This window comes from Pedobacter sp. MR2016-19, assembly GCF_014947265.1.
Lineage (GTDB): Bacteria > Bacteroidota > Bacteroidia > Sphingobacteriales > Sphingobacteriaceae > Pedobacter.
Window position 1 is genome coordinate 197,303 of record NZ_JADCNK010000002.1, and the last position, 13,235, is coordinate 210,537.

Genomic DNA, 13,235 nt, shown 5'->3' on the forward strand with positions numbered 1-13,235 from the left:
GTAACGCGACAAAACTACAAATGGTCAACTACAAGCTTATTTGGGCGTTACCTAAGCTACGCAAAGGTCGGGCTTTGCATGGCTGCGCTTCGCTTCGGTACCGATGAAGAATCGGTACTGAACCCTTACAATCCCTAACGCAAAACCCACTGCAAGGTCTGATCTAAATTAGGACTACAGGCCTGTGTTAAATAAACCTGATAGAACGGAAAGCCCGGAGCCCGATTTTTCATCGGGAGAGGACTTGAAGAGATAGCAGGGCTTCTCTAACCGAAATGCGCTAGCCCCATCATTTCCAAAAAAACAATGACCACTTCAGCAACATATCGGTAACGCGACAAAACTACAAATGGTCAACTACAAGCTTATTTGGGCGTTACCTAAGCTACGCAAAGGTCGGGCTTTTCAGGGCTGCGCTTCGCTCCGGTACCGATGAAGGATCGGTACTGAACCCTTACAATCCCTAACGCAAAACCCACTGCATTATAAACCTCTGTTAACTAAACCTGATAAAACGTAAAACCTATGTGCATCTTTTTTATCTGTAGCTAACTTATTGCAAAACTTTACCATAAGTAAATTATCTGTGTGTATCCTTCTCATCTGTGGTTAATTATATTTCTTTAATCCCTCCACACAAATCGAGACAAAATGGAGAAATATTGATACAAATACGTATCCCGCGCTAATGCTAAAAACCGAATCTTTGAAAAGAATTAAATCGAACTAAAACCATTTACTTCTAGTATTTAACCAAATTCCTAACCAAATATGAAAAGAAGTTTACTCTACTATGGCGGCTTTGTACGCATGGATTGGTACTTGCTTCAAAAGATGTTTTTGAAACGCAAAATCCTCTCTGCTATTTTTACCTCAATTACCTTACTCCTGCTTTCATTTCAGCTTAGTGCACAGGAACAAAGCACCGTGACCGGTACCGTGACTGACGAAAAGGGTGAAACAGTTGTGGGTGCCAGCATTAAAATTAAAGGTACCAGCACAGGGGCAACCACTGATGCTGATGGAAAATTTAAAATCCAGGTGGCCGATAAAAATGCGACCCTGATTTTTATTTATGTAGGTTACGTCAACCAGGAAATTGAGCTGGCAGGTCGTTCGCAGGTTAACGTTAAACTTAAACCCTCCAACAACGATCTTTCAGAAGTGGTGGTAGTGGGATATAACACACAGAAAAAAGAAGCCATTACGGGGGCTATCTCTTCCATTAGCAGTAAAGACCTCGAGAAAGTGCATGGCGGTTCAACCGTGAGTACTGGCCTTGCTGGTAAACTGCCCGGGGTATCGTTTAGGATGCCTGATGGTAGACCTGGATCAAGTGCCAACATCCAGATCCGTAACATGGGTAATCCATTATACGTAATTGATGGTATCCAGCAGGATGCAGGGCAGTTTAATAATATTTCGCCCAATGATATTGAAACCATCAGTGTGCTAAAAGATGCTTCGGCTGCTATTTATGGTAGCAGGGCTGCTAACGGGGTAATTTTAGTGACCACTAAAAGAGGTAAAAACAGTACTCGTAATACCTTCAGTGTTGATGCTTATACCGGATGGCAGAACTGGGTGCGTTTCCCTGAAACTACCGATGCTTACCAATGGATGTTGGGAAAGGCTACCGCAGAATTAAACCAGAACGGCAAAACAGATATTACCCCGGCCGAACTTGAAAAATGGAAAGCCGGAACAGAATATGGCTATCAGAGTCAGAACTGGAGAGATATCATCATTGCGCCAAATGCACCGCAATCTTCAATTAATTTAAGTGCTTCCGGTGGTAGCGACAAAGTGAATTATTACTTTTCGGGTACACACCTTGATCAGAAAGGGGTATATGGAACGGAACGTGAATTCGATTTCAACCGGACCAACATCCAGAGTAATATAGAAGCTAAAATAACTGACCGTTTTAAAGTAGGGATGTTGATCAACGGCCGTATCGAAAGTCGCGATCAGCCAGGTGTACCGGGTGGTGACGATTATTTTGCTGCCCGTTTTGCGCTTTTGAGAAACAGGCCGACTGAACAGGCTTATGCAAATGGTAATCCAAATTACCCGAATGATATCGGACACAATACCGAACAATTTGCCGTACAGAGCAAGGCCTTAACCGGTTACTGGAAATCAGACTGGAGGGTTTTACAGACCAATTTATCAGCAAGTTATGATACGCCTATAAAAGGTTTAGAGATAAAAGGTTTATACTCTTATTACATCGCCGATAACGTAATCAATGGCCATGAGTATACTTACAATGTCTATACTTATCATCCGGAAACTGGTGTTTACGAAGAAAAAGTTGGAAGCTCTAACCCATACAGGGAGCGCAGAAACGAAAAAATATACACCAATACTTATCAGTTACAGGCCAATTACAACCGTACTTTTGGTAAACACACTGTTGGTGGCGTTTTGGTAGCGGAGCGTTTAGACCGTTTTAGAACCTATACTTTCCAGCATGCCGTACCACAGACCAATATTCTGCCTGTTTTGCAGTTCGCAGATATGGATGGACAGGATTTTGCTGATATCCAGGAAGAAGAAGCCCGTATTGGTTACGTGGCCAGGGTAAACTATAATTATGACAATAAATATTACCTGGAACTTTCTGGCCGTAGAGATGCCTCATGGAAGTTTGCACCCGACAGGCGTGTAGGTTATTTCCCTTCAGCATCCATTGGTTGGAGAATTACCCAGGAGAAATTTATGAAATCGCTTTTAGGTGAAAGTACGATCCTAAATGATTTGAAACTCCGTGCTTCCTATGGTGTACTTGGTGATGATGATCTAGGTATTGACCCTTTTGCTTACATCCCTGGTTACCGTTACAACCAAGGTACTGTGATTTTGGATGGGAAGAACATTACCACTTCAAGGGATAAAGGACCGATCATCAATAACCTAAGCTGGTTGAAAAGCAAAATGACAGATATCGGTTTAGATTTTTCATTGTTTAACAGTAAACTTAGCGGAACTGCAGATTATTTCTACAGAAAACGTACCGGTTTAAAGCAGGTTAAAAATGATGTGGTGGTGCCAATTGAATTGGGATACCCACTGGCAGCAGAAAACCTGGAAAGTGATGCGCAGTTCGGAGCCGAATTTGCGTTAAATTACAGGGATAAGATAGGAGAATTTAACTACAATGTTGGCGGAAATATTTCCATTAGCCGAAGAAAATTTTTAGATCAGTATAAACCGCGTTACGGTAACTCGTGGGACAATTACAGAAATAGCTACAACCAGCGTTATACCGATATTTTTTGGGGCTATGAGGTAACCGGCCAGTTCCAGAACGTTGATGAGATCAATAATTACAAAGTAAACATCGATGGGCAGGGAAACCGATCTTTATTGCCGGGCGATTTAATTTATAAAGATCAGAACGGCGACGGTGTGATTAATGACCTGGATCAAAGACCGATCGGATATACCACACAAGGTCAGCCGAACATTGGCTTTGGTTTCACCATAGGCGGTTCTTACAAAAACTTTGATTTTTCAGCAGATTTTTCTGGCGGTGCCTTGTACTCGTGGAACCAGAATTGGGAACAGCGCTGGGCATTTCAGAACACAGGTGCTTTATTGCAAAGTTTTGCTGATGACAGCTGGCACCGCACCAATCCATACGACCTGAACAGCGCATGGATTCCTGGGAAATATCCTGCATTACGATTTAATGATGGCGGACACAGCAATTACAACAAAAACTCTACTTTTTGGCTGCACAATGTAAGGTATCTGCGTGCCCGTACGCTTGAGGTCGGTTATACTATACCAAAAAAATGGGCCGAAAAAATCAAGATCCAGAATGCCAGGGTTTATGTAAACGGATATAACCTCTTTTCTATCGATAACCTGAAAGATTATGGTGTAGACCCTGAAATTGCAGATGATAACGGATTACAGTACCCACAGAACAAGTTTTTTAATATCGGTATTAAATTAACGCTGTAACATGAAAAAGACTAATCAGATGAAAAAAATTATATATGCATTTGCTGCCATCGCCTTTTTGAGTTTTGCGCAGTCGTGTAAAAAAGATTCAGAATTTTTAGATAAACAACCTACCAGTACCCTGCCCATTGATGCGGTATGGAAAGATCCAAACCTGGTGCTTACCGTTGTTGGCGATCTTTACGACCGCTATCCAGATTACCAGACGATCGAGGCATGGTGGACTTTTGCCGTTTTTGACGAAGGTTTTGCCTCCGCCAGCGGTGATTATTTCCGTCACCAGAATTTAGAGTATGGTTATGATGCCTGGAGATACTGGGACATGGGTGTTTACGGTTATATCCGTGACCTGAATATGTTTATTAAACGCGGGCAGGAATCTACCGCGTTAAAAGCAGAAGACCGCGACCGTTTCCTTGCCGAAGCGCGTTTTATCAGGGCGGGGGTATATTTCGAAATGGTAAAAGCAATGGGCGGTGTGCCGTTGATCACAACCGTTTTAGATTATAATTATAGCGGCGACCCAAGTTACCTACAGTTTCCAAGGGCAAAAGAAACCGAAATTTATGATTTCGTGATTTCAGAACTGGAAGCCGTAAAAACCATACTGCCTGATAATCCGACTGTACAGAGCAGGGCTACAAAAGCTGCGGCATTAGCCATGGAATCAAGAGCAGCATTATATGCGGGTTCAATCGCCAAATACAGCAACTCGCAGTTGAGCTTGCCAGGTGGAGAAGTGGGTATATCATCGGGTCTGGCCAATGCTTATTTTACCAAATCCTTAGCTGCCGCAAAAGAGATTATCGATGGCGGCAAATATTCGCTTTACAAAAAGAACCCTAATTTATCTGAAAATTTCGCCGCGCTTTTTACTGATAAAGGCAGTAATCCGGAAGTGATCTTTGCTAAAGATTTTAAATTGAAAACCAATAAGGCTCACGGTTTTACCATCGATAACCAGCCACGTTCTTCTGCTGAAGAAGCGCAGGGCGGGCGTTTAAATCCATCCTTAAATCTGGTTCAGTCTTTCGAAAAACTGGATAATACTTATGCATCTATGGCCTCGGTTGATGGAAGTGGTAACCCGGTTTACTATAGTGGTATTACCGATATTTTTGCAGGTCGCGATGCACGTTTGGCAGGAACGGTAATTCTGCCGGGAACGCAGTTTAAAGGCAAAACCGTTGATATCTGGGCTGGCTACCAATTGGCAGATGGTTCTATCGTAACAGGCGATAATTTCGGACAGAACAAAACGAATGTTCTTCCGGGCAATGCAGGTTCGGTACAGGTGGTTGGTGCTGATGGTCCTGTCGACGGACTCGAATTTAGTGCACAGTCAGGCTTTTATGTCCGCAAATATTTAGATCCGGCAACAGGTTCAGGCCAGATCGGTACCCGCAGTGATGTTTGGTGGATCCGTTACCGTTATGCCGAGGTATTGTTAAATGCAGCCGAAGCAGCTTTTGAACTGGGCGATCCCACTACAGCAGCTAACTATATTAAACAAGTAAGAGATCGTGCAGGATTAACTGTTGCTTTAACCCCGGCAGAGATTACTTTCGACCGTATTGTACACGAACGTAAAGTAGAATTTGCTTTTGAAGGTCATGAATTATGGGATATGAAACGCTGGAGACTGGCTGATAAAGTTTGGAACGGCAATAACATGTCTGCAGCCGATTTTATCAATGCAAATAACATTGGCAGCGCAACACGCACCAGTACGCAGGTATTTGGTTTGTGGCCTTACAAATATTATAATCCTGGCAACGCAAACCATTTGAAATATATTTTTAAAGTGATTAAACCAAGCCGTGTAACCGCTGCACACCGTTTCCGTATCGGAAATTACTACTCTTCAATCGGGCAGGATGTACTTAACGGAAACCCTAAAATTGTAAGAAACCCTAACCAATAAGCAGATATAGATATGAAAATTAGATTTTATTTCATGATAGGGGCACTTATTGCCGTTCTTTTTGCTTCATGTAAAAAAGATAACTACGAAGCACCTGAAGCCGATTTTACCGGACGGATCGTTTATAAAGGAGAGCCCATCAGTGTTCAATATGGTCAGGTTAATTTCGAACTCTGGCAGTCGGGTTTTGGGAATTATTCCGCGCTGAATGTTAATGTGAGCCAGGATGGAACCTATTCTGCTAAATTATTCAACGGAGATTATAAATTGGTTTTTTCTCCAAACCAGGGGCCTTTTTTATGGAAAAAGAATGCTGCCGGAAGACAGGATAGCATTGCGGTAAACATTAATGGTAGTAAAACCATGGATATTGAGGTAATGCCTTACTACATGATCCGCGGAGCCACACTTACCGCTGCAGCAGGTAAAATAAATGCTTTTTGCAAACTTGAAAAAATCATCACCAATGCCGATGGCAAGGATATTGAAAATGTATCACTGTACATTAACAAAACACAATTTGTAGATGGTAGCAATAATATCGCTACCCAGCAGATCAGTGGTGCAGCCATCGCCGACCTCAACAACCTGAGCATGAGTGTTACAATCCCAGGCATAACACCCACTCAAAATTATGTTTTTGCCAGGATAGGTGTTAAAATTGCCGGTGTTGACGATCTGATTTTTACACCTGTAAGTAAAATAGGTTTTTAATTTTTTTAAATTTTCGTCATTCCCGCGCAGGCGGGAATCTTAATGAGCATGTAGCCAATCTAATCATTAGGCATTAAGATTTTCAATCAGGTTGGGAATGACGATCAAAATAAGTATATTAATAATCAATATCTTACCCTTAGCAGATCATATTAAATGAAATATCTTTTCGCCTTTTTTTTATGCTTCTTCGTATTTTCTATCGGTAAAAACGTGTCTGCAAAACCGCTAAATGATACCCTTTATCTTGCCGATCCGACCATTTTTGTAGATAATGGCCGTTATTATTTATATGGTACGAGTAGCGATCTAGGTTTTTTGGTTTATGTTTCAAAAGACCTTAAAACCTGGAGCAAAAAGTCAGAAAATAATGGATTTGCTTTAAAAAAGGGTGATGTCTTCGGTAGCAAGGGTTTTTGGGCTCCACAGGTATTTAAAAGGGGAAATACTTATTATATGGCCTACACCGCCGATGAGCAGATTGCTATTGCTCAGAGCAAAAGTCCTTTAGGTCCATTTAAACAGGAAACATTAAAAGCCATTTCTGGAACAGGGAAACAGATCGATCCGTTTGTATTTACCGATGCTGACGGGAAAAATTACCTCTACCATGTCAAACTTGATAAAGGCAACCGGATTTATGTATCCGAACTGAAGGCTGATTTTTCGGATGTCATCCCGAACACTGCAAAGGAATGTTTATCTGGAACCGAATTCTGGGAAAATACCGCAAAAACCGATTGGCCGGTAACCGAAGGCCCAACGGTACTCAAAAAAGATCAGCTTTATTACCTTTTTTATTCTGCAAACGATTTCAGAAATCCCGATTATGCGGTGGGTTATGCTACTTCGGGCTCACCAACGGGGCCGTGGACGAAATATGGGGAAAACCCGATCATTAGCAGGAAGTTGTTAAAATTTAATGGAACCGGTCATGGCGATTTTTTTACCGATAAAAACGGGGCTTTGCAGTATGTATTTCATACCCATTATAACAATCAAAAAGTATCCCCGAGGGCTACAGCTATTATAAAAGCTGCTTTTATCAAAGATAAAAACGGTACTGAACAGATGCAGTTCGACCCGGAAAGTTTCCGCTTTTTAATGCAGGGCGTAAATTGATTGCTTTTGTAGAAATATTGAAACAAAAGAAGGCTGGTTTCAGAAAAGAAATTACTTTTTTTAAAGATTGATAAAATGCAGCAGCCTGAAAAAAATAGCAGGTGTAAAGCTTTAAAAATGAATAAATTGAAACTAAAATTACTTTTCGCACTTTGCCTGTTAGTGATGGGAGGGTTAAATGCACAAACATTTATCAATCCTCTGTTGCCATCCGGTGCCGATCCTTATAGTTATTATAAAGATGGTTATTACTATTATACCCATACCACTGGTAACCGTGTAGATCTTTGGAAAACCAAAACCATTGATGGCCTTAAAAATGCCGAGCGGAGAACCATTTGGAAAGCACCTGCCGGAACGATGTACAGTAAAGAAATATGGGCACCTGAGGTGATGTTTTTAAGGGGGAAATGGTATGCTTATTTTGCTGCTGATAATGGAAAAAATGAAAACCATCGCATGTATGTTTTAGAAAATGCTTCGGCCGATCCAATGAAAGGGGAGTGGGTATTTAAAGGCAAGGTTGCCGATCCTACTGATAAATGGGCCATTGATGGCGATGTAATTGATTTTAAAGGCCAACTGTATATGATCTGGTCGGGCTGGGAAGGAAATGAAAACGGTAAACAGGAAATTTTTATGGCTAAACTTAAAAATCCGTGGACGGTAGATGGAAACCGCGTAAAAATTTCTACCCCAAAATTTGACTGGGAAAAAATAGGCGATCTGGGTGGTGGTGCCCACGTTGATGTAAATGAGGGGCCACAGTTTTTGGTGCACGGTGGCAAAATCTTCATCATTTATTCAGCCAGTGGCTGCTGGACAGATTTTTATGCGCTGGGCATGCTTTCGGCTTCAGCAAAAAGCAACCTGCTCGATCCAAAATCATGGACGAAAGCCGATAAACCTGTTTTTCAACAATCGCCAAAAGATGGCGTTTATGCCCCTGGTCACAATTCGTTTTTTAAATCTCCTGATGGGAAAGAAGACTGGATCCTTTACCATGCCAACGATAAACCAGGGCAGGGCTGTGGTGGCTTCCGTTCTCCAAGGGCACAAAAATTTACCTGGAATGCTGATGTTACCCCTAATTTTGGTATTCCTGTAAAACCGGGCGAAAGTTTAACCGCACCATCAAACCACCATAATAAATAATCAGATATAACCGATATGAACCTAAAAAACTATGTTCTCCTTGCTGCAGTGAGCCTAAGCATCAGCACGGGCTTTGCACAAAAAACAAAGAAAAATGCTGATCCTGCAAAAGTTTGGTCCGTAGAAAAAGCCAATGCCTGGTATAGCGAGCACAAATGGCTAACTGGCGCAAATTACATTCCATCTAATGCCATCAACCAGTTGGAAATGTGGCAGGCAGATACCTTTTCGCCCGATTTGATTGATAAAGAACTTGGCTGGGCAGAAGGCATCGGCTTTAATACGCTTCGTGTGTTTTTATACAGTAAAGCCTGGAGCCAGGATCCAGTAGGTTTTAAAAAACGCATGGACCAGTTTTTAACCATTACCCACAAACATGGCATTAAGCCCATGTTTGTTTTTTTCGACGATTGCTGGAATAAAACTTCCGCCATTGGCAAACAACCTGAACCAAAAACCGGTATCCACAATTCGGGCTGGTTACAGGATCCCGGTGATCCGGCTTTTAAAGAAGAAGCCAACTTCCCGGAACTGGAAAAATATGTAAAAGATGTGCTTACCTATTTTGCACACGATAAAAGGATTTTACTTTGGGACTTATATAATGAACCTGGAAACAGCGGAAAATTGGAAGCAACTATTCCTTTGTTAAACAAAACCATCAGTTGGGCACGTGCAGTTAATCCCGATCAACCGATTTCAATTGGCTTGTGGAGCTGGGGTTTTGAAAAACTGAATGCCATACAGCTCGCCAATTCGGATATCGTAACTTATCATAATTATGAGGCGCCAGAATGGCACCAGCGTACCATTGACCTGTTAAAAGCAAGCGGCAGACCGCTGATCTGCACTGAATACATGGCACGATCACGCAATAGCCGTTTCTCTAACATTTTGCCAATGCTTAAAAATGAAAATGTTGGCGCTATAAACTGGGGTTTCGCTGCAGGTAAAACCAATACCAAATATGCCTGGGATACCCCACTTGCCGATGGATCTGAGCCGATCGAATGGTTTCACGAGATTTTTCAGCCCGATGGTACACCATACCGCCAGGACGAAGTTAACCTGATCAAAAAACTCAATAACAAATAAATTATTGTCAGTGGGAAGACCCGAAGAAGAACTTCATAAAAATTATTGTCAGTCTGAGCGGAGTCGAAGACCCTTAGTTGAAAAAAGTCCTTCTACAGGCTACCATTTACAGATTTCAGTAAAGGGTCGTCATTCTCGCGTAGGCGGGAATCTTAAAGCTTATTGCATTAAGATTCCCAATCGGGTTGGGAATGACGACTCCTCGCAGCCTATCAATTCAAAAAAAGTAATTTATATTGACTTTTACGAAACAAATAAACGCTTAGGAAACTATTCCCTACTTAAATTAACAACATTGCCAAACCCAACTTAAACACTCAAATTTTAAACCAATGAATAAAAAAGTCTCTATTTTCTTATCGCTGCTGGGGCTCTCACTTTCCTTGTCCGCACAGCAGCAAGACAAATCCTGGTCGATGGTGAAAGGGAAGATCTCTTCGCCATGGGCACAGGAAGTTAATCCTAAGAATGTATTGCCAGAATATCCTCGCCCTCAGCTTGAGCGTACTGGTAACTGGAAAAACCTGAATGGTCTTTGGGATTATGCTATTTCCGGAAAATCGCAGCATCCGGCCATTAACCAGGGTAAAATACTTGTTCCTTTTGCTGTAGAATCAGCACTTTCGGGTGTTGGTAAAACGGTTGGTAAAGACAGTTTATTATGGTATAAAACCGTATTTACAGTGCCTTCGAACATGAAAGGCAAAGAAATTTTGCTTCATTTCGGTGCTGTTGACTGGAGATCGACCGTTAGCATCAACGGCAAAGAAGTAGGAAAACATGAAGGCGGTTTTGATCCTTTTAGTTTTAACATCACACCATTTTTAAATAAAAGCGGCAGCCAGACCTTAACCGTCGAAGTTTGGGATCCGACAGATGAAGGACCTCAACCAAGGGGTAAACAGGTTAAAAGACCTGAAGGCATCTGGTACACTCCGGTAACGGGCATCTGGCAAACGGTATGGATCGAAGCGGTAAACAAATCACATATCGATCACATTAAAGTAACACCTGACATCGATCAGCAATCATTAGCTGTTACGCCAGTTTTAACGGGAGCTGCTTCAGGCAATCAGGTAAAAGTTTCGGCCTGGGATGGCACGACAAAAGTTGCCGAACAAACCGGTGATGGTAGCGGTACAATTACTTTAAAAATTGCCAATCCAAAGTTATGGAGTCCTAAAAGCCCGTTTTTATACGATTTAAAAGTAGAACTGCTCGCTAAAAACAAAAAGGTTGATGAGGTTAAAAGTTATTTCGCCATGCGTAAAAGCTCGATCGGGAAAGACCAGAACGGGATACAGCGCATGTTATTGAACAACGAATTTGTTTTTCAGTACGGTCCGCTTGATCAGGGGTGGTGGCCGGATGGGCTTTACACCGCGCCAACTGATGCAGCCTTGAAATTCGATGTGGATAAAACCAAAGAAATGGGTTTCAATATGATCAGGAAACACATTAAGGTAGAACCAGCCCGTTGGTATTACTATTGCGATAAAGCCGGAATGTTGGTTTGGCAGGACATGCCGAGCGGCGATCTGGGTAATGGCTGGGAAAACCGTCCGGGTGTTTTAGATCATGGTTCCGATCAAAACAGGACCGCCGAATCTGAAGGATATTACAGAAAAGAATGGAACAATATTATTGATGCGCTTTACAATGTGCCATCTATCGTAGTGTGGACACCTTTTAACGAAGCCTGGGGCCAGTTCAAAACTGTAGAAATTGCGAAATGGACTAAAGAAAAAGATCCTTCTCGATTGGTAAATACGGCCAGTGGAGGCAATTTCTATCCGGTAGGCGATATTATCGATTTACATAATTACCCGCATCCGGCCATGCCTAGTCCAGATTATTTTGGAAAAGATTATGCACTTGTACTGGGCGAGTTTGGTGGCCTTGGCCTGCCTATTGACGGCCATGTGTGGCAACAGAAAAATAACTGGGGCTATCAGAGTTTTAAAAATAAAACAGATCTGTTTAACAAATACGCAGAGTTTGCCAAACGTTTAGAAGAATTAATTCCTTTAGGGCTTTCTGCCGGAGTATATACCCAAACTACTGATGTTGAAGTGGAGACCAATGGATTGATGACTTATGATAGGAAAGACATCAAATTCTCGGAAGAACAGATGAAAGCTTTACATGATAAACTGTATCAGATCAGGGTGTCGGTAAATAAATAGTCTTATCACTTATCGATTATTATTTTTCCAAAATCGAAAATGTCCCTGTAATTGTATTTGTAGATAACTAAATGATTAGCCCGTATTGATTTACGGGCTATCTTTTTAAGCAAATTCATTTTGTTGTTCTTGTATTCTGGCTATCTGCAAATCATAAGCGGTTTGCAGATTATACCAGTACTCAGCACTGATACCCAATTGCTTTTCAATTTTGAGCGCAAGTTGTGCAGAAATGTTTCTTTTCCCTGCAAAAATAAGGCTTAAATTATTGGGAAAAATATCTAAAGCTTCTGCAAAATCTTTTTTGACAATGCCCCTTTCTTCTATTTCTTCCAATAAAAACTCCCCTGGATGGAAAGCCTGAATTTCAATTTCAGCACCTTTAGAATTAAAGACCTGATTATTCATGATTTGTGGTATTAAATATTGCCTCAGCTCCCGAAAGCTGAGGCAATATTGTGACAGCCAAAGGCCAATTAAGCATAATGGTTATTGATTTCTTCAATTATCATTATTTCAAGACGATCATCTTTTCCGATTTCAAAAATAAGCCGATAAGCTTTATTTAAACGGATAGAATACTTATCCTTGAATTTCTTCTCTTTTAACTTTTCGAAGTGCAGCGATTTGATTTGTCTCAGATCCTGCGTTCCTTTTGCACCCTTAACCTGAAAAATTCTCTTTTTGTAAGCAATTACTACTTCTTCTGGGAATTTAGGTTTTCCGGTAAATTTTTTGTTTTCAGCGAGCTCCTCCAGATACTCGTCTCGAAAATGAATTTCCATAATCTACGTTTTATTTTTTTTGTCTGCCATTTTGTAATTCTCCTATTTTATTCGTTCACAATAAGTTTTTTAACTCTATAATAACTTTTTGTTTAGTGGTTATAATTATTATATAGTAAATGTATAAAAAATATATTTACTATCATTATTTGATAATTATCTATTTATGATAATTATCAAATAATGATAAATTGATGACTTTTTTGATGTTGATATTTTAAAATTTTTTATCAAAAACCGTAAATAAAATTCATTTCAGTTAAAACAGCTGATCTGAAT

9 protein-coding genes are annotated in these 13,235 nt (G+C 41.0%); 7 read left to right on the forward strand and 2 right to left on the reverse strand.

The window, feature by feature from the left end:
* Positions 1-771: 771 nt before the first annotated feature.
* From IM793_RS03180 to IM793_RS03210, 7 genes are all read left to right on the forward strand, one after another.
* A complete protein-coding gene (locus tag IM793_RS03180) occupies positions 772-3,975 on the forward strand; it encodes a TonB-dependent receptor (RefSeq protein WP_227256122.1) in 3,204 nt (1,067 codons plus the stop codon).
* 19 nt (positions 3,976-3,994) lie between these two features.
* The gene (locus IM793_RS03185; protein ID WP_193419708.1) at positions 3,995-5,899 is read left to right on the forward strand and encodes a RagB/SusD family nutrient uptake outer membrane protein; all 1,905 of its coding nucleotides are present in this window, start codon (positions 3,995-3,997) and stop codon (positions 5,897-5,899) included.
* Between the two features lie 12 nt (positions 5,900-5,911).
* Complete coding sequence (locus tag IM793_RS03190; protein ID WP_193419709.1) at positions 5,912-6,613, forward strand: DUF3823 domain-containing protein; 702 nt, start codon at positions 5,912-5,914, stop codon at positions 6,611-6,613.
* Between the two features lie 156 nt (positions 6,614-6,769).
* Positions 6,770-7,735 carry a glycoside hydrolase family 43 protein gene (locus IM793_RS03195; RefSeq protein WP_193419710.1) on the forward strand — a complete coding sequence of 322 codons (966 nt, stop codon included), beginning with the start codon at positions 6,770-6,772 and terminating at the stop codon, positions 7,733-7,735.
* 117 nt (positions 7,736-7,852) lie between these two features.
* On the forward strand, positions 7,853-8,890 hold the full coding sequence (locus IM793_RS03200) for a family 43 glycosylhydrolase (protein ID WP_193419711.1): 1,038 nt from the start codon (positions 7,853-7,855) through the stop codon (positions 8,888-8,890).
* A 15-nt stretch (positions 8,891-8,905) separates the two neighbouring features.
* The gene (locus IM793_RS03205) at positions 8,906-9,985 is read left to right on the forward strand and encodes a cellulase family glycosylhydrolase (RefSeq protein ID WP_193419712.1); all 1,080 of its coding nucleotides are present in this window, start codon (positions 8,906-8,908) and stop codon (positions 9,983-9,985) included.
* Between the two features lie 332 nt (positions 9,986-10,317).
* Entirely contained in the window at positions 10,318-12,171 is a 1,854-nt protein-coding gene (locus IM793_RS03210) for a glycoside hydrolase family 2 protein (RefSeq protein WP_193419713.1), read from the forward strand.
* A gap of 105 nt (positions 12,172-12,276) precedes the next feature.
* Here the strand turns inward: IM793_RS03210 and IM793_RS03215 are convergent, their stop codons facing one another.
* Together IM793_RS03215 and IM793_RS03220 are read right to left on the reverse strand one after the other, a co-directional pair.
* Positions 12,277-12,579, reverse strand: coding sequence for a HigA family addiction module antitoxin (locus IM793_RS03215; protein WP_131526778.1), 303 nt, complete (start codon positions 12,577-12,579; stop codon positions 12,277-12,279).
* 68 nt (positions 12,580-12,647) lie between these two features.
* On the reverse strand, positions 12,648-12,956 hold the full coding sequence (locus tag IM793_RS03220) for a type II toxin-antitoxin system RelE/ParE family toxin (protein ID WP_131526779.1): 309 nt from the start codon (positions 12,954-12,956) through the stop codon (positions 12,648-12,650).
* Positions 12,957-13,235: the final 279 nt, after the last annotated feature.